An 18,406-nucleotide genomic window follows, 5' to 3' on the forward strand; every position below is an offset into this window, starting at 1 on the left:
ATTGCCCTGTTTTTTTATGTCTGAATTTTACTGCTCAGCGCGTATCGCTTCCCCTTACAGGGGATTCTGGCGAATAACACCCACGGCCAGTCCTTCAATTGCGAAGTTGCGGTCGCGCATATCTACTTCAATGACGTTGAAGTCCTCGTTTTCGGGCAGTAACTGTACTGTCGCCTGATTTCCCCGGCGCTTGAAGCGTTTCACCGTCACTTCATCCTCGATACGCGCAACCACTATCTGCCCGTTGCGGATGTTCTCGGTGCGCTGTACGGCCAGCAGATCACCGTCGAGGATACCGGCGTCTTTCATGCTCATTCCGTGCACCCGCAACAGGTAATCCGCGGGCGGATGAAAGAATTCTGCAGGAATCTCGCAGTACTCCTCGATATTCTCCTCTGCCAGTATCGGGTTGCCTGCTGCGACCCGGCCCACAATCGGCAGGCCGCTGTGGTAGTCGGGAATACGAATGCCGCGCGAGGCACCGGCGACCATCTCGATAGCCCCTTTGCGCGCGAGAGCCTTAAGGTGTTCTTCCGCCGCATTGGGTGAGCGGAAACCCAGTTCCTGGGCAATTTCAGCCCGGGTTGGGGGATAACCGGTATCGTCCAGGTAACTTTTAATCAACTCCAGTACCTGTGCCTGGCGCGCGGTGAGATTTGTCATGGGCTCGTTCCTGTTGTTTCCGGAGCTATTCCCGGCATCTGTTCCTGGAGTCCGGGGTCTGTATTTTTATACAGTTGCTGTGATTATATACAGATTTGGCGGGTGCGCAATCTTCCGGGGGCGGCGCCTGATTACTGCTAGACTTGAATGGCCCTGAAGCGTTTTAAGTCTGCAGTTCCAGGCCTCGAGCCTCAACAATGGGGTTAAGTCGCTCACGGCTGCGAACAACGATAATGGAGAAGGCATATGCTGGATGCAAAAATGCCGGAAGCGTGGCGCGTACTACGCATTCAATCGGAACTTGTCGACGGTATCGAGCGCCTGATTACCCTCAAGGGTGCGGTGACTGTTTTTGGCAGCGCCAGGTTTCCCGAAGAGACGAATGAGTATCAGCAGGCCATGCGTCTTGGTGAGCTGCTGGCGAGCGAGGGTATCCCCGTCATTACCGGTGGAGGTCCCGGAATTATGGAAGCGTGCAACCGCGGCGCTTTCACCCAGTCCGGTGCTTCTATCGGTCTCAATATCGAATTGCCTTTTGAGCAGACGCCAAATCCCTATCTGGATATCAGCCTGAATTTTCGCTATTTCTTCGTGCGCAAATTCATTTTTGTTAAACACGCGGTGGGGTTTATCGCCATGCCGGGCGGTTACGGTACGCTCGATGAACTGTTCGAAGCGTTAACCCTGGTGCAGACGCAGAAAGTTCGACGCTTCCCGATTGTGCTGGTAGGGAAGCAGTACTGGGAGGGACTGATAAATTGGATGGTCGATACGCAGCTCGCCCACAACTGCATTGATGCTGGCGATCTAGAGTTGTTCAAACTGGTGGACACCGTCGACGAGGCTGTAGAAATTATTGTCGAATATATTCGCGAGGGCGACGATTGAGAATCCTGGCTTCAACTGTGTTCGATGCTTCTTTAGCAGCGGGCTAGGTTGGGCTACGTTACCGTCCCATTGAGTCGCAGGTTAGCGATTGCAGGCTTTACTGCACTTATCCAGTTTCCGCGTTTAACACAAATCGATTGAAACTCGGTCAGAGGCTTTCGTCGGTCCCGGGGAACGATTCGCCCTCTAGTCGATCGATGGCGCTCTGCGCGGGAGAAAAGAGGGGACTTTTGAAGCCGGCATCCTCCGCATCCTGCATTTCTTCAGCCAGGGTGCCGTAGCCTGCATTCGCATCTTCCGGTGCGGCAGCGCCAATTACCGGTAGCCGCGGCCAGCTGTGAAAGTCGATCTCATCAACCGATCCATCCACGTACTGGATTTCAATGGTGCGCGACGGGTGGTCTACAGCGACTACTTCAAACAGGTCGCCACTATCGAAGTTTTCAAACCAGCTGCCAATTTCTGGTGCGATTCTCGCCATGATGCAGCCCTCCTGATGTTTATCAGTGCTGGCATTAGTAATGCCTCTGTTCTCAATCTAGTGTGCGCGGGGGCCCCTTGGTAACACAGCGGTCGCGAGATTCGGCCCCGCTGGGGTGTTTTGTGAGTAGGGGGTGATTTTTGCGATGAAGCGTCTGCTCGACTCGTATTCTGGCGAAAATGTGTTCACTGGTGGGTAGTGTGATTTTGTGCCGTCCTGCGGCGACTGTGCTAATCTCAGCGCTTAAACAAGTGTTTTAATTGATAGTTTGAATTGCTGTGAGCATGGTATGAGTCAGCTGGATACCGTAAACCGAATCCTCGATGCTGCGGAGGTGCTTTTTGCCGAGCGCGGCTTTACCGAGACGTCCCTGCGAACGATCACCAGTACCGCTGGAGTGAATCTGGCTGCGGTAAATTATCATTTCGGTTCGAAAAAGGAGCTGATTCAGGCGGTATTCGAGCGGTTTCTTACGCCTTTTACGAAAAGCCTGGATCAGGAGCTTAGCCGCCGACAGCAGGCACAGGCCAGTGGTGAGGAACTGCAACTGGATGACCTGCTGCAGAGCCTGTATCGCGTGGCGCTCGCCGGGCTGGCGGAAGAGGGGCGTGATCCCAAGCGGTTTATGCGCCTGCTCGGGCTTGCCTACACCCAGTCCCAGGGCCACCTGCGCCGTTTCATTGTTGCCCGCTATGGCGCCAGCTACCGGCGTTTTGCGGGGCAGTTGGCAAACGCGCTGCCCCAGGTAGATCCGGTTACCTTCTACTGGCGTCTTTATTTTATGCTTGGCGCCACCATATTTTCCCTGTCGAGCTTTGACGCCATCGAAGCTATCCTGAGGGAAGATTTCGGTGCCGAGAGCGATCTCGACGAGACCCTTGCGCGGTTGGCACCGGCGGCCGCAGCGATGCTGACTGCACCGGTATCCAGCGAAATCTAAAGTCCGGCGTGTATCCGGGCGGGCCTGGAGACCCGGTCAGCCCGGTTAATTGACTTGCAGTGGGAGCGGCAATTCATGTCTGTTCAGATTGGTCCAGTGATGATTGATGTCGAGGGTACCGAGCTTACCGATGAAGATCGGGAGTTGCTGCGCCACCCTCAAGTGGGCGGGCTTATCTTTTTTGCTCGCAACTACCGCGATCGCCTACAGCTCGAAGCCCTGATCAAGGATATTCGGGCAGTACGCCCCGAAATCCTGCTGGCAGTGGACCAGGAAGGCGGGCGCGTTCAGCGCTTTCGCGAGTCATTCACTCGTATCCCCTCCATGCAGGCACTCAGTGCCCATGCCGACGCCCAGCAGCTAGAAGATGTTGGCTGGCTGCTTGCCGCGGAACTGCTGGCAGTGGGTGTGGATTTTAGTTTTGCCCCGGTGCTGGACGCCGATGATGATTTCTGTCGGATTGTGGGTGACCGTAGTTTTGCCCAGGACCCACTGGTACTCGCACAAAAGGCCCGGCCGTTTATGGCGGGAATGCACGAGGCCGGAATGGCGACCACCGGCAAGCATTTCCCTGGCCATGGCCAGGTACTGGAAGACAGCCACGAAGAGCTTCCCGTGGACCAGCGAACACTGGACGCCGTGCTCGCATCCGATTGTGTGCCGTTTTCTGAGTGCATTGCCGCTGGTGAGCTCCAGGCAGTCATGCCGGCGCATATCCGCTTTGCCAATGTCGATGAAAACCCGGTGGGTTTCTCGCGCTTCTGGTTGCAGGAGATCCTCCGCAAACGGCTTGGGTTCGACGGGGTAATTTTCAGCGATGACCTGACCATGGAAGGGGCCGGTGCGGCGGGCGGCTATGCGGAGCGCATCAGGGCGGCTATGCAAGCTGGCTGCGACATGGGTGTGGTGTGCAATAACCGCAAGGGTGCACTGGAGGTGCTGGAGGCGCTGGAAGGGTTTGAACCCGACCCGCGTTCGAGCGAGCGACTGGCACGTATGCGTGGTCGTGCTGCGATTGATAGCTGGAGTGCCCTCGAGGCGAATCCCCGCTGGCAGTCCACCAGAGAATGGCTGGCATCCTGGATGTAATTAGGCACAATAAGCGAATTCTACAGGCGCTACCCCTTGCCGGGGCCAGCGCCGTTTTTAAATGTACTATCTCAATAAATCTTTCAAAACCGACGTCGAATAACCTTAAGTTTTAAATGGAGTGATTTGTGGAGCAGGCTAAAGCGTTTTTGCGCTCCCTGGTGGGGGAAGACCGTTTCTGGATTGCCGAAGTTTTTCTGATTGTGCTGGCGACTGCATTCGCGGCGTGGATGCTCACGCTGCTGGTCAGCCGTTTGCAGGCGCGGGCGGAGCGCACCGTCAATCCCTGGGATGATGCCCTTTGTGGTTCTATCAATCCGCCGGCGTCCATTCTTGTGTGGCTGGTGGGGCTTTCTGTCGCTGCTGCCAGGGCAGGTAAAGCCACTGGCGCAGAAATATTTACCTTTGCGGTTACCGTTCGCGAAATCGGCTTTATCGTGCTGGTGACCTGGTTCGCCTTGCGATTTGCCAAGGCTGTGGAGCAGAACCTTGCCGACCCGCGCTTTATGGGTAAGCCGATGGATGCCACTACCGTACGCGCTATTGGCAAGCTGATTCGCGCATCCATCATCATCACCGCAGCTATGGTGATCATGCAGCACTTTGGCTATAGCATCAGCGGTGTACTCGCATTTGGTGGTATTGGTGGCCTGGCGATCGGCTTTGCCGCCAAAGATTTGCTGGCCAACTTTTTCGGTGGCCTGATGATCTATCTGGACCGTCCCTTCAAGGTCGGGGACTGGGTGCGCTCGCCGGATCAGGAAATTGAAGGTACCGTTGAAGATATCGGCTGGCGCCTTACCCGTATCCGCACTTTCGATAAGCGCCCGCTGTACATCCCCAATGGGGTGTTTACCCAGATTTCTGTCGAGAACCCGTCGCGCATGCTGAATCGCCGTATCTACGAGACCATCGGGATTCGTTACGACGATGCCAGCCTGATGGAACCGATCGTGAATGACGTGCGCGCCATGCTGCGAAATCATCCGGAGATCGACACCAATCAAACCTTGATCGTGAACTTCAATTCTTTTGCGCCGTCTTCGCTGGATTTCTTTATTTACACTTTTACCCGTACGACCGAGTGGGTGCGCTATCACGAGATCAAGCAGGATGTGCTGCTGAAGATCCTGAAAATCATCGAGGAGCGAGGCGCTTCCTGTGCCTTCCCGACTTCGACGCTGCATATTGCGGATCTGCCGGAGCTCGCAATTGCTGGCGCCAGGGAAAAGTCCATCGGTGCCTGATGCAACTGATACTTGAATGACCGGTAAGCGATTTAGTGCTAAATGGCATCAAATGTCAGATTTTGTGGAGCTTTAGTCGTTAATTTGGTGACAAATTGCGCATTGTTCGTGGGAAGTAACATTAATTTCACGTGTAAACCTAGACAGTGGCGCTGTTTTATCTAAGAATCAGTAACGGCTTAACTGGATGACCAGTTAGGCACTTAGAGACAGTGGACCAGCTTCGCATAAGAGCTGGCCACGGCAATTGGGGTAGGCGCTTTACCCGTAACCGGGGTAAGCGCAATAACAATAAATGAGGTTGGCTTAATGAGTGATCGCGTTACGGGTACCGTGAAGTGGTTTAACAATGCCCGGGGTTATGGCTTTATCACCTGCGCCGAAGGTTCCGAGGATATTTTTGTGCACTACCGCAGCATTCGCGGTGATGGATACAAAACCCTCAATGAGGGGCAGGCCGTTGAGTTTGAAATGCAGCAGGGTGACAAAGGCCTGCTCGCAGAAGATGTAGTGCCCTGCGAATAACGCCCAACCAGACGTACGCTCAACACAGCATTGTTTCGGCCGCTCAGGCTGCTGCAATGCCCGGGTATCGGCTCGCCATTGTTGATGGCGTGCACGATAGTCTGCGCAATCAGCCCTGTACTGATTTTTGGGCGTAAAACGCTAAGCCGCGATTTCAGGCATCTCAGCTGAGGCTGCGCTTGGAGTTGTTGATGCTTGTAGCTGAATGCCGGTGTCAGTTCACGCTGTCAGCTTAGTGGCGACGGAACGTCGTGGCACCAATAAAAAAGCCCGGGATCGTCCAGTGTTTGCTGGAAGATCCCGGGCTTTTTTGTTGGGCGACAGGGCGGCAACACTGTGCCGCCCTGAGTGGGGCCTTATCCGGCCCCAACTACCCGCAATAACTGTCCGCAGAACCAGGCAGCATAAGTGCCCAGTGCGTACCCCATTACCGCAAGCAATACGCCTACAGGGGCGAGCGATGGGTGGAATGCTGCCGCGACCACGGGTGCCGAGGCTGCGCCCCCGACATTTGCCTGACTGCCGACAGCCATAAAGAACGTCGGTGCCTTGATCAGTTTGGCGACCAGAAGCATCAAGCCCGCGTGTATCGCCATCCAGATCATACCGAGTACAAACAGCTCTGGGCTGTTCTTCAGGGCGGTGATGTCCATGTGGGTGCCGATGGTGGCTACCAGGAAATAGATAAACACGGAGCCAACTTTCGCGGCACCGGCACCCTCCAGTTTTTTGGCTGGGGTAAACGCCATGGCAATGCCGAGCGTGGTGGCGATGATGATCAGCCAGAAAAAAGAGCTGGTGAAACTGAATCGGGCCAGCTGCGGGGCATTATTCTGAAACCACGGCGCGAGGAAGTCAGCGCAAGCGTGGGCAATTGCCGTCACGCCAAACCCGACTGCGGCGATCAACATCAGGTCCTGCAGCGCAGGAATACGCGCGTGTTTGCGCTGCATGCTTTCCACGCGCTCACGCAGGGTATCGATGGCGGAAGTATCCGCTCCCCGTTTTGCGTCCAGGTTTTTCGCATTGCCCGCCATGATCAGCAGCACTGCCATCCACAGGTTGGCAACGATCACATCGACGGCCACCATCGCAGAAAAGACATCCCCGCCCACGTCGAAGATTTCCTTCATTGCAGCCTGATTGGCACCGCCACCAATCCAGCTACCTGCCACGGTGGTCATTCCCCGCCAGATGGCATCTGGGCCATTGCCATTCAGCATGCTCGGATCAATGGCCGACATGATAAGGAGTGCCAGTGGGCCGCCAATGACGATGCCCGCGGTACCGGTTAAAAAAAGGATTAGCGCTTTTGGCCCGAGATTGACGATGCCTTTCAGGTCGATGCTCAATGTCAGCAATACCAGGCTGGCGGGCAGCAGGTAGCGCGATGCTACGAAATAGAGATTCGAATTGTGTGCATCGATGATGTGGAAGGTGGTCAGCAGGGACGGAAGGAAATAACACAGCAGTAGTGCGGGCACAAAGCGGTAAAAGCGCTTCCAGAAGCGCTGTTCGCTGCTCGCGGTGTAAAACACAAAGCCGAGAATCGCGGCGAGCATGCCGAGAATGATGGCATCGTTGGTAATCATGGAAATTGCCTTATTTTTATGAATTCCTGATACGAAAGTAGAGGATGGTAAGCCCAAAAGGAAAACGGCCCGCAGAGGGCCGTTTTGCAAAGTATTTTACCCGGTCAGGGGGAGAACTCCATTGGCTCTTCCTCATCACTCGGCTCTGGTTGCTGCTGGACGGTGCGTACCTCGATCAAGACTCCCAGCTTGGGGTGATCGATATAGTGCAGCTCGCCGCTGCGCAGGCGGCGCTCCTCGTTTAGCACCGCTACGCGCGCAGCCATTTTCTGGGTTGGCTCGGCGGGTTTTGCGAATTCGCCATCGCCATGAAAAACGGCGGAGTTAGCGCTGGTGCTGTAACCGAAGTCCCGGTTAGCGCCGCCGGCGGAGGTGGCCAGATCCATGGGTTCATCGCCAGCGTTCTGGATGGCCGCGCGAGGGCGGGTCGGTACCGGGATCCCGCTGAGCTGGGTCTGATCGTCGAGGCCACCGGTCTGGGGCATCCACTCGCTCAGCCACAGGTCTGTGCTCAGGTGCAGGTAGCGGGAAACGCTCAGGGTCACACTGCCTTCCAGTTGGTGGTGGTTACCGTCCAGTTCGCCACCGCTGATCAGTACTGCCGGCGCATTGCGCTCATTCTGCAGTACCTGACGCCAGGTCTTGTGAAACAGAACTTTGTAGTCGCGCGCGCGGTTCAGGGCGGCGACCTTGTTGTCCAGTTGATTCGGGGCTGGCTGCAGGGCCGGGCTCATCGGGTCTGCTGCTGACGGGGTATCGAAATCGACCCACTGGTTGTCATAGTCCAGACGCAGCGCCGTGGGCCAGGTTTCCCGGGAACGATCCATGCCGCTGTCCCGTGCGAAAACCACCATCTCAATTTCAAACTGGGTGCCCGCATAACCGGCCGCCTGCGCGCCCGCAGCGCAAAGTGCCAGCAATGCAGCGCCGGTCAGCTGTTTCAGGCGAGTTGTGACCTGTTTGTTGGTGAGGGTCATCTTGATACCGCTTTTTTCGTTGTGCCTATGCCGGGGCTTCCCATCGGAGTTCAGCCCTGGGGTCTTTGACCTGTGCCTGTCTTGGCGCTTCCGGAAGCGTCCCGGAAGCGAGCCAGATTCGCCGCCTCCTTTGGCGACGAATTCCTCCATCTTATCACCGATTGATCAGCAGTTGTGCCGACTGTTCGGCCCCGTGCGCGTTACTGAGACAGCTGTTGCAGAACGTCGTTCACCTGTTGCAGGCGCTGTTCCGGGCCGCTCTCATCGAGCACGAAGTTCAGCTGATTGGCGCCCTGCAACCGGTAGGTAGTTGGGCGGGTCTGCACCAGCTTGACCAGGGTGAGTGGGTCCACATTGGCATTGTCCGCAAACTCGATGCGTCCGCCTGTGGCCGAAGCTTCCAGCTTGCGGATGCCCATCTTGTTGGCGTTCAGCTTGATTTCGGTAATGCGGAACAGGTGCTTGAGCGGTTCAGGCAGCAGGCCGAAACGATCGATCATTTCAACCTGCAGCTCCTTGAGGGCTGTTTTGTCTTCGGCATTGGCGATGCGCTTGTACATGATCAGGCGGCTGTGCACATCCGGCAGGTAGTCCTCGGGGATCAGCGCCGGCACCCGCAGGTTCACATCCACCGCAGGGGATTCCAGCGGCTCGTCGATGTTCGGCGTGCGTCCCTCGCGGATGGCTTTGACGGCGTGGTCGAGCATCTCCATATACAGGTTGAAGCCGACACTCTGGATCTGGCCGCTCTGTTCTTCGCCGAGCAGCTCGCCGGCCCCGCGAATTTCCAGGTCGTGGGTAGCCAGGGTAAAGCCGGCGCCCAGATCCTGCGCTTCACTGATGGCTTCGAGTCGCTTGACCGCATCCCCGGTCATGGCGCGCTTGTTGGGCGTCAGCAGGTAGGCGTAAGCCTGGTGGTGAGATCGGCCCACGCGACCGCGCAGCTGGTGCAGCTGGGCGAGGCCGAACTTGTCTGCGCGCTCGATCAGGATGGTATTGGCGTTGGGAATGTCGATACCGGTTTCGATGATGGTGGTACACACCAGCACATTGAAGCGCTTGTGGTAAAAGTCACTCATCACCTGTTCCAGCTCGCGCTCGCGCATCTGGCCGTGGCCGATACCGATTCGGGCCTCGGGCACCAGTTCCTGAAGCTCCCGCGCGATACGCTCGATGCTCTTCACCTCGTTGTGCAGGAAGTACACCTGACCACCGCGCAAGATCTCCCGCAGGATAGCCTCCTTAATCAGCGCGTCGTCGTGTTCGCGTACAAAGGTTTTCACCGACAGTCTTCGGGCAGGTGGGGTGGCGATCACGGAGAGATCGCGGATGCCCGCCATCGCCATGTTCAGAGTGCGAGGAATAGGTGTGGCGGTAAGGTTAAGGATATCTACCTCGGAGCGCAGGCTCTTTAGCTTTTCCTTCTGGCGGACACCGAAGCGGTGTTCCTCGTCGATGATCAGCAGTCCCAGGTTTTTGAACTTCAGGTCGCTCTGCAGCAGCTTGTGGGTTCCCACAAGAATATCTACCTTGCCGGCAGTGACGCGCTCCTTGATGGCTTCCACCTCTTTATTGCTGCGGAAGCGGGAAATCACCTCGATGGTGATCGGCCAGTCTGCAAAGCGGTCCTGCAGGGATTGGAAATGCTGTTGGGCGAGCAGGGTAGTGGGAACCAGCATGGCGACCTGTTTGCCGCCGTGGGCCGCTACGAAGGCCGCACGCATGGCGACTTCGGTTTTGCCGAAGCCGACGTCGCCACAAACCAGGCGGTCCATGGGCTTGTCCGACAGCATGTCTCCCACCACCGACTCGATGGCCAGTTGCTGGTCCGGCGTTTCCTCGAAAGGGAAGCCCGCAGTGAACTCACGGTAGGCGAGGCCGGGATCGCCAAACGCGTGCCCTACGCGAGCCTCGCGACGGGCGTAGATATCCAGCAGTTCAGCGGCGGCATCGCGGACCTTTTCCGCGGCCTTGCGTTTCGCTTTCTGCCAGGTCTCACTGCCCAGCTTGTGCAGCGGCGCCAGTTCTTCGTCGGCGCCGGAATAGCGGCTGATCAGGTGAAGGCTGGCCACCGGTACATAGAGCTTGGCCCCGTCCCCGTATTCGAGGGTCAGGAATTCCGCTTGCTGGCCGTCGATATCCAGGCTTTGCAGACCCTTATAGCGACCGACGCCGTGATCGATGTGCACCACGGGTGCGCCGATACGTAATTCGGCGAGGTTTTTTACCGCATTGTCCGCGTCTTCTTTTGCCTTCTTGCGGCGGCGCTGCTGTAGCACTCGCTCGCCAAACAATTGCGGCTCGGCAATCAGGTTTAGCGACGGGTCCTGTAACAACAGGCCGGTATCGATCGGGGCAACGGTAATGCCGTAGCGCTCATCGCTGGCGAGGAACTCCTGCCAGCTGTCGACAGTCTTCGGCTTGAGGCGAATGCCGCTCAGCAGTTCCAGCAAAGCTTCCCGGCGACCGCCGCTTTCCGCACAGAACAGCACGCGGCCATCGAATTCCATCAGGTAGGCTTCGAGCGCATTCAGTGGCTGCTCTGCCTTGCCGTCCACCGGCAGGCTGGGGGGAGGCATGCTCGCGAAGTTGTAGTTGCCCGCCGCTTCCGGGAGGCTTTCTGCAGAGAAGAATGCGCGGGGCAGGGACTTCAGTGCACCGAAAAACTCGTCGATATTCTGCAGTACCTGACGGGGCTCCAGGATGGGGCGGGTGAGGTCGCCGCGGCGGCTCTGGTAGCGGTTTTCGGTTTCTCGCCAGAAGGATTCCACCGGTTGTTGCAGGTCGCCCTGCACAAACACCTGGCTGCCCTCGGGTAAATAGTCGAACAGGGTCGCGCAGCGATCGAAAAACAGCGGCAGGTAGTACTCAATGCCCGCAGGGGCAATGCCCGCGCTGATGTCCTGATAGATAGACACGGGGCCGGGATCGCAGTCGAACTGTTCGTGCCAGCGCTCAAGGAACTTGGCCAGCGCCGGCTTGTGCATCGGAAATTCCCGTGCGGGCAGCAGGTGGATCTGCTCTACCTTGTCCACGGTGCGCTGGTCTTCCGGGTCGAAGGTGCGCAGGGATTCGATCTCATCGTCGAACAGGTCGATGCGGTAGGGCAGGTTGCTGCCCATGGGGAAGATATCCATCAGTGCGCCGCGCACCGCGAACTCCCCGTGCTCGTACACGGTGTCGACACAGTGGTAGCCCGCTTGTTCGAGCAGTCGACGCTGGGCGTTCAGGTCAAACTTCTGTCCCTCTTTCAGCACCAGGGCATTCCCGGCCACATAATCCTTGGGTGCCAGTCGATGGAGCAGGGTGCTGACCGGCGCAATGACGATTCCGCTTTCCATCTGCGGCAGCCGGTACAGGGTGGCCAGTCGATCCGAGATGATGTCCTGGTGTGGGGAGAAGGTGTCGTAGGGCAGGATTTCCCAGTCGGGAAACTGGGAAATTTCCAGCTCGCTCCCCTGGTGTTTCGCCTCGCTTTCTCCGGCGCCATCTCGACGGGGCTTGTTAAAAAATTTCAGCTGCAGCTCGAGTTGCTGTGCTTCCTGGCTATTACGGGCTATTAGCAGTGTCGGCGCGCTGCTGGCTTTTGCTGCCTGCAGAATGGCCAGCGCGGCGCTGGCGCCGTGCAGCTGGCCCCAGAATTGCCGGTCATTCTGTGAACGAAAAGCGGGGGGGGATAAAGGGGGGAACTGACTCATGTTTCCTTATAATTCCGTGCTTTCTGACCACTGACGGCCGGGAGGGCAGCTATTGTAGCGGTGAACGGTGACCAGTGCAGGTGTGGGTCGTGCAATGGTTGGAAAAGGGCGCTCGTGACCGGTGAATCCGGCGTTGCCGCAGTGCGTTTAAACGCTCGAAAAAATGTAGTTTAACTACAGTTTTTCGGCCATTTTTTGTGCGGTTGCGCGGCTTCAGGTGAATACACATAATGCGCCGGCCTTCGCGCCAGAGGTGGTTTTTTGGACCATTCTTATCCTTGGGATAGAGCCTCAGGGTGGAGTAAGGCTCGACCTATTTTTTCACTTTGCAGAGGTGTCCGACTGTGACTCAGAAGCGACCGAAGCCCGCTGACTTTTTCAAGGACTGGAAGGCGCGTGAAGCGCTGGCGGAATCCATGATTCCGATGATTGGCAAGCTCAACCGGGAAAGCAACGTCGGCATTTACATGTACGGCCAGAACCTGGTTAACCGCTCCGTGCTCAGCATCATGAAGGCGCATCGCTTTGTGCGTCAGGTGGAGGAGAACGAGCTGTCCGAGTTCGAGACCTATCCGCTGCTGGAAGCCATCTGCAAACTGGACCTGGGCCCGGTACATATTGACCTGGGTACCCTGACCAACAAATACATGCGCGACCAGCGCGGTCTGTCCATCGAGGAATTCGTGCGCGAAGAGCTGGCCGACGCCAGTGGCGCAGGCAAGCCGCTGCCGCAGTCCCAGGACGTGGTGATCTACGGTTTCGGTCGGATTGGCCGTCTGGTGGCCCGCCTGCTGATCGAAAAGGCTGGCAGTGGCGATGTGCTGCGTCTGCGCGCCATCGTGCTGCGCAAGGGCAAGGCGGACAACGACCTGGTCAAGCGCGCCTCCCTGCTGCGCCGCGACTCGGTACACGGCGCCTTCAACGGCACTATCCGTGTGGACGAAGAGACCAGCACCCTGATCTGCAACGGCAATGAAGTGAAGGTGATCTACGCCAACTCCCCGCAGGAAGTGGATTACACCCAGCACGGCATCAACAATGCGCTGATCGTCGACAGTACCGGCGTATGGCGTGATGAAGAAGGCCTGGCGCAGCACCTGGAGAGCAAAGGCGCGGCCAAGGTGCTGCTGACTGCACCGGGCAAGGGCGACCTGAAGAACATTGTGTACGGTATCAACAACGGCGACATCAAGCCGGAAGACCAGATCCTGTCTGCTGCCTCCTGTACCACCAATGCCATCGTGCCGGTGCTGAAGGCGATGATGGACAAGTACGGCGTCGAGCACGGCCACGTAGAGACCGTACACGCCTACACCAATGACCAGAACCTGATCGACAACTACCACAAGGGTGAGCGTCGCGGCCGTTCTGCAGCGCTGAACATGGTGTTGACCGAGACCGGTGCTGCCAAGGCGGTATCCAAGGCGCTGCCTGAGCTGAAGGGCAAGCTGACCGGTAATGCGATCCGGGTGCCGACCCCCAATGTGTCCATGGCGATCCTGAACCTGCGTCTGGGCAAGTCGACCACCAAGGACGAGTTGAACGAGTACATGCGCGAAGTGGCGCTGCACTCGCCGCTGCGCCAGCAGATCGACTTTACCAATTCTCCGGAAGTGGTATCCAGTGACTTCGTTGGTTCCCGCCGTGCCTGCGTATTCGACTCCATCGCCACCATCGTCGATGAAGACAACGCGGTGCTGTACTGCTGGTACGACAACGAGTTCGGCTACAGCTGTCAGGTGGTGCGCTGCCTGGAAGATATGGCTGGTGTTCATTACGAAGTCTTCCCGAAGAAAGACTGATCCGGTGTCGGGTGAGGGCGCATGCGCCCTCATGGACTCCGCGGCGCAGGGGTTTGGTCAGACAGATCATTCCTGCGCCACCTCGACCCGCCCGGGGCGAGGCTGACGACAGGGTGGTGTCTCCAACTAAAGTCGTTGTTTTTTCAGCAAAATTTTACTCATCTTGAGCCGATTTGGCTCCATCTCCTCTGGTAAACCCTCGGCCCCATCCTTATAATGCGCGCGATTTTGCGGGGCTGCTGTGTGCCGGGAAATATTTGCGCAAAGACTGCGGGTTGCCAGGGCAACGGCGGTTCTATGCGCCTCCCGAGCACTGAGCGACGACTTCTACCTCTGCATGCCTTCTGTGTGGCTACTCTTTATTAGCCCGCTCTCAGCATGTATCAGGCTCACTACGGCCTAAGCCCCCGCGTATGGGTTCCTCATTTTCAGGGTTTTTAACCTAGAAACTTTTAAACCTACTAAATCTATCAACATTAGAACTAGGCATAGGCGTATGAGAAAGATCCGTCGGGGATTGGATTTACCCATATCCGGCGCGCCCGAGCAGGTCATCCATGATGGCCCTGCAGCCAAGACTGTTGCGGTGATTGGTCCCGATTACAACGGGATGAAGCCCACCATGGCGGTTGCGGAAGGGGATAGCGTCAAACTCGGACAGCTGCTGTTCACCGATAAGAAAACCGAAGGGGTTCGCTACACCGCACCGGCCGCTGGCCGCGTGGTTGCCGTTAACCGCGGTGCCCGTCGAGTACTGCAGTCTGTGGTAATCGAGGTGGATGGCGATGAAGCTGAGCAGTTCGCCAGCTACAGTGCTGACAAACTGGCCAGTCTGACTGCCGAACAGGTTCGCGTGAACCTGATCGAGTCGGGCATGTGGACAGCACTGCGTACCCGTCCTTACAGCAAGGTGCCGGCGCTCGACGCCCAGCCTTCCGCCCTGTTTATCAATGCCATGGATACCAATCCGCTGGCGGGTGACCCGGTTGTGGTCATTGCCGAGCAGCGTGAAGCGTTCTCCCAGGGCGTTGAAATCCTGTCCAAGCTCGCTGAGCAGACCTTCGTATGTACCGCCCCGGACGCCGATATCCCGGTTCCGAGTGTTGCGACCGTACAGCGCGAAGCCTTTGCCGGCCCGCACCCCGCTGGTCTCTCCGGTACTCATATTCACTACCTGCATCCGGTCAAGCCAGGCCGCCAGGTATGGACCATTGGTTATCAGGACGTGATCGCCGTGGGCAAGCTGTTCGAAACCGGCAAGCTGTTCACCGATCGCGTTGTTGCCTTGGGCGGCCCGCAGGTCACCAAGCCGCGTCTGCTGCGTACCCGTCTGGGTGCGGATCTGACAGCGCTGACTGCTGGCGAAACTACTGGCGACGATAACCGCGTTGTGTCCGGATCCGTGTTTGGCGGTCGCACCGCTGCCGGTCCGCTGGCGTACCTCGGCCGTTACCACAACCAGGTGAGTGTTCTGCAGGAAGGCCGCGAGCGTCCGATGCTGCATTACTTCACTCCGGGTGCTAACCGTTTCTCCATACTGCCGATCTACATCAGTCGCCTGATGAAGAGCAAGCTGTTCAACTTCACCACCAGCACCAACGGTTCCGAACGTGCGCTGATGCCGATCGGCACCTACGAGCGCGTGGTACCGCTGAACATCCTGCCGACCCAGCTGCTGCGCGCGCTGATCGTTGGCGATACCCAGGTTGCCCAGCAATTGGGTGTCCTGGAGCTGGATGAAGAAGACTTGGCGCTGTGCACCTTCGTGTGCCCGGGCAAGTACGATTTCGGCCCCATTTTGCGGGACAACCTGACCCGTATTGAGAAGGAGGGTTAAGGATGTTGCGTAAACTACTCGACTCCATGGAGCCGCATTTCCACAAGGGCGGCAAATACGAAAAGTTCTACGCGCTGTACGAAGCGATCGATACCGGTCTCTTCCAGCCCGCTGACCGCACCAAAACCACGGCTCACGTGCGCGACGGTATCGACCTGAAGCGCATCATGATCACCGTGTGGGCGTGTGCCATGATCCCGATGTTCTACGGTATGTGGAACGTGGGCTTCCAGGCCAACAGCATCATCGCTGGCATGGAAAACGTGGACCTGACCGGATGGCGCCACGCCATCATCGGTGCGCTGTCCAGCTACGATGCCAATAGCGCGTGGGATAACCTGGTGCACGGCGCCATGTACTTCCTGCCGATCTACGCGGTGACCTTTATCGTCGGTGGTATCTGGGAAGTGCTGTTTGCTGCGGTACGCGGCCACGAAGTTAACGAAGGTTTCTTCGTTACTTCCATCCTGTTCGCACTGACCTGTCCGCCGGATCTGCCGCTGTGGATGGTGGCAATGGGTATCAGCTTCGGTGTGGTGATTGGTAAGGAAGTATTCGGTGGTACCGGTAAAAACTTCCTCAACCCGGCACTCACCGGTCGTGCTTTCCTGTTTTTCGCCTATCCGGCCGCCATGTCTGGCGACGCGGTTTGGACTGCTGTTGACGGTTACACCGGCGCAACTGCGCTGTCCGTACTGGCCAGCGAAGGCATCCAGAACGGCGCCGTTGGCGTGCCTACCGGTCAGCTGACCTGGATGGACGCGTTCCTAGGCAACATGCACGGCTCTATCGGTGAGACCTCCACCCTGGCCATGCTGATTGCCGGCGTGATCCTGATCGGCATGAAGATTGCGAGCTGGCGTATTGTTGCCGGCACTCTGCTGGGCATGATGGCGACCGCGACCCTGTTCAACATGATCGGTTCCGACAGCAACGCGATGTTCGGTGTGCCCTGGTACTGGCACCTGGTTGTGGGCGGCTTCGCCTTCGGTCTGATCTTCATGACTACCGACCCGGTGTCCGCTGCCATGACCGACGCAGGTCGCTGGTGGTACGGCATCCTCATCGGCGTGATGTGTGTATTGATCCGCGTGGTGAACCCGGCGTTCCCGGAAGGCATGATGCTGGCGATCCTGTTCGCCAACCTGTTCGCGCCGCTGTTTGACCACTTCGTTGTGCAGTCCCATATCAAACGGAGGTTGGCACGTGGCTAATAAAGATTCCGTAAAAGGTACGCTGATTGTTGCTCTGGTACTGTGTATCGTCTGTTCCGTGGTGGTTTCCACCGCGGCAGTGATGCTCAAGCCCAAGCAGGAAGCAAATGCCGAACTGGACATGAAAAAGAACGTACTTCTCGCCGGTGGCCTGATCTCTCCAGACCAGACCAGCCGCAAGGCGATCGAAGAAGCGTTCGGCAATGTCACTATCAAGTACGTTGACCTGAACACTGGCAAATTCACTGATGAAGCGCCGGCAGGCGGCAGCGGTCGCGCCGCCGCCAAGATCGCCAGCGCCAGTGAAAAGCTGCCAGCGGAAGAGGACACCGCCAAAATCATCCGCCGTGAAAACACCAAAGAGGTGTATCTGGTGGAGAAGGGCGGTGAACTTCAGCGCATCATCCTGCCGGTCCGCGGCTACGGCCTGTGGGGCCAGCTGTACGGCTTCCTGGCGCTTGAGAACGACCTGACGACCGTTGCTGGTCTGGGCTTCTACGAGCACAAGGAAACTCCCGGACTGGGCGGTGAAGTGGATAACCCCCGCTGGAAAGCCCAGTGGGAAGGCAAGCAGGTTTACGATGCCGGCGGCAACGTAGACATCGCCGTGATCAAGGGCAGCGTTGACGCCAATACGCCGAATGCTGAGCACAAGGTTGACGGCCTGTCCGGTGCCACGCTCACCAGCAAGGGCGTCAACAACCTGGTTAACTTCTGGCTGGGCAGCCAGGGTTACGGTCCCTTCCTGAAAAACCTTAAAGCAGGGGAGGCGTAAGCATGAGCATGAAATTGAAAGACACTCTGCTGGAGCCGATTTTCAACAACAACCCCATCGCGCTGCAGATCCTTGGTATCTGTTCCGCGCTGGCGGTAACCAGCTCGCTGGCGGTCACCCTGGTGATGTGTATTGCACTGACCACGGTAACTGCGTTCTCGAACTTGTCGGTCTCCCTGATCCGCAAGCAGATTCCCAACAGCATCCGGATCATCGTGCAGATGACCGTAATTGCGTCGCTGGTAATCGTGGTGGATCAGATCCTTAAGGCATACGCCTACGACATCTCCAAGCAGCTGTCGGTATTCGTTGGTCTGATCATCACCAACTGTATCGTAATGGGCCGCGCGGAAGCCTTTGCCATGAAGCACGGTCCCAAGGACAGCTTCTTCGACGGTATCGGCAACGGTCTGGGTTACAGCTTCATCCTGATCTGTCTGGCAGTCATCCGTGAACTGTTCGGTGCAGGCAAACTGTTTGGTTTCGAAATCCTGTCTACCGTGAACAATGGTGGCTGGTATGTGCCGAACGGTATGCTGCTGCTGCCGCCGAGCGCCTTCTTCCTGATTGGCCTGATCATCTGGGCAATCCGTACCTGGAAGCCTGCGCAAGTGGAAGAGGACGAGTTCAAGATCGCGTCCAACTCTAAGATGCCGCTGGCACAACAGGAGGCCTGAT

15 protein-coding genes are annotated in these 18,406 nt (G+C 57.5%); 10 read left to right on the top strand and 5 right to left on the bottom strand.

Translation table 11 applies throughout. The features are described 5' to 3' along the window. Nucleotides 1-54 precede the first annotated feature (54 nt). The gene (gene lexA / locus B4U49_RS09130; protein ID WP_078084290.1) at nt 55-663 is read right to left on the bottom strand and encodes a transcriptional repressor LexA; all 609 of its coding nucleotides are present in this window, start codon (nt 661-663) and stop codon (nt 55-57) included. A gap of 246 nt (nt 664-909) precedes the next feature. On the opposite strand from lexA, the gene B4U49_RS09135 reads away from it, so the two are divergent. Then, the gene (locus tag B4U49_RS09135; protein ID WP_078084291.1) at nt 910-1,551 is read left to right on the top strand and encodes an LOG family protein; all 642 of its coding nucleotides are present in this window, start codon (nt 910-912) and stop codon (nt 1,549-1,551) included. A 148-nt stretch (nt 1,552-1,699) separates the two neighbouring features. On the opposite strand, the gene B4U49_RS09140 is transcribed toward B4U49_RS09135, so the two are convergent. Further along, complete coding sequence (locus B4U49_RS09140) at nt 1,700-2,032, bottom strand: DUF6763 family protein (RefSeq protein WP_078084292.1); 333 nt, start codon at nt 2,030-2,032, stop codon at nt 1,700-1,702. 289 nt (nt 2,033-2,321) lie between these two features. Here B4U49_RS09140 and B4U49_RS09145 point away from each other — a divergent pair, with 289 nt between their 5' ends. The 4 genes from B4U49_RS09145 to B4U49_RS09160 all read left to right on the top strand — a co-directional run bounded on the left by B4U49_RS09145 (nt 2,322) and on the right by B4U49_RS09160 (nt 5,833). Beyond that, on the top strand, nt 2,322-2,972 hold the full coding sequence (locus tag B4U49_RS09145; RefSeq protein WP_078084293.1) for a TetR/AcrR family transcriptional regulator: 651 nt from the start codon (nt 2,322-2,324) through the stop codon (nt 2,970-2,972). Nucleotides 2,973-3,047: 75 nt separating this feature from the next. Continuing rightward, nucleotides 3,048-4,061, top strand: coding sequence for a beta-N-acetylhexosaminidase (gene nagZ, locus B4U49_RS09150; protein ID WP_078084314.1), 1,014 nt, complete (start codon nt 3,048-3,050; stop codon nt 4,059-4,061). 128 nt (nt 4,062-4,189) lie between these two features. Next, nucleotides 4,190-5,308 (top strand): mechanosensitive ion channel family protein, encoded by a 1,119-nt coding sequence (locus B4U49_RS09155; RefSeq protein ID WP_193432832.1) that lies wholly within the window; start codon nt 4,190-4,192, stop codon nt 5,306-5,308. Nucleotides 5,309-5,617: 309 nt separating this feature from the next. Further along, on the top strand, nt 5,618-5,833 hold the full coding sequence (locus B4U49_RS09160; RefSeq protein WP_066964075.1) for a cold-shock protein: 216 nt from the start codon (nt 5,618-5,620) through the stop codon (nt 5,831-5,833). 356 nt (nt 5,834-6,189) lie between these two features. Here the strand turns inward: B4U49_RS09160 and B4U49_RS09165 are convergent, their stop codons facing one another. The 3 genes from B4U49_RS09165 to mfd form a co-directional block, all read right to left on the bottom strand. Further along, the gene (locus B4U49_RS09165; protein ID WP_078084294.1) at nt 6,190-7,425 is read right to left on the bottom strand and encodes a DUF819 family protein; all 1,236 of its coding nucleotides are present in this window, start codon (nt 7,423-7,425) and stop codon (nt 6,190-6,192) included. 104 nt (nt 7,426-7,529) lie between these two features. Continuing rightward, nucleotides 7,530-8,402 carry a CsiV family protein gene (locus B4U49_RS09170; RefSeq protein WP_158078587.1) on the bottom strand — a complete coding sequence of 291 codons (873 nt, stop codon included), beginning with the start codon at nt 8,400-8,402 and terminating at the stop codon, nt 7,530-7,532. A gap of 200 nt (nt 8,403-8,602) precedes the next feature. Then, complete coding sequence (mfd, locus tag B4U49_RS09175) at nt 8,603-12,100, bottom strand: transcription-repair coupling factor (protein ID WP_078084296.1); 3,498 nt, start codon at nt 12,098-12,100, stop codon at nt 8,603-8,605. Between the two features lie 344 nt (nt 12,101-12,444). Here mfd and B4U49_RS09180 point away from each other — a divergent pair, with 344 nt between their 5' ends. The 5 genes from B4U49_RS09180 to B4U49_RS09200 all read left to right on the top strand — a co-directional run bounded on the left by B4U49_RS09180 (nt 12,445) and on the right by B4U49_RS09200 (nt 18,405). Beyond that, complete coding sequence (locus tag B4U49_RS09180; protein WP_275078281.1) at nt 12,445-13,902, top strand: glyceraldehyde-3-phosphate dehydrogenase; 1,458 nt, start codon at nt 12,445-12,447, stop codon at nt 13,900-13,902. A gap of 496 nt (nt 13,903-14,398) precedes the next feature. After that, a complete protein-coding gene (locus tag B4U49_RS09185) occupies nt 14,399-15,739 on the top strand; it encodes a Na(+)-translocating NADH-quinone reductase subunit A (protein WP_078084298.1) in 1,341 nt (446 codons plus the stop codon). Nucleotides 15,740-15,741: 2 nt separating this feature from the next. Beyond that, nucleotides 15,742-16,953, top strand: a complete 1,212-nt coding sequence (locus B4U49_RS09190; protein ID WP_078084299.1) for an NADH:ubiquinone reductase (Na(+)-transporting) subunit B — start codon at nt 15,742-15,744, stop codon at nt 16,951-16,953. Continuing rightward, nucleotides 16,946-17,728, top strand: coding sequence for a Na(+)-translocating NADH-quinone reductase subunit C (locus tag B4U49_RS09195; RefSeq protein WP_078084300.1), 783 nt, complete (start codon nt 16,946-16,948; stop codon nt 17,726-17,728). Before B4U49_RS09190 ends, B4U49_RS09195 begins: the two co-directional genes overlap by 8 nt. A gap of 8 nt (nt 17,729-17,736) precedes the next feature. Further along, the gene (locus B4U49_RS09200; RefSeq protein ID WP_078084315.1) at nt 17,737-18,405 is read left to right on the top strand and encodes an NADH:ubiquinone reductase (Na(+)-transporting) subunit D; all 669 of its coding nucleotides are present in this window, start codon (nt 17,737-17,739) and stop codon (nt 18,403-18,405) included. The last annotated feature ends 1 nt before the right edge of the window (nt 18,406 follow it).

Origin of the sequence: Microbulbifer mangrovi, assembly GCF_002009015.1 — a bacterium.
Lineage (GTDB): Bacteria > Pseudomonadota > Gammaproteobacteria > Pseudomonadales > Cellvibrionaceae > Microbulbifer > Microbulbifer mangrovi.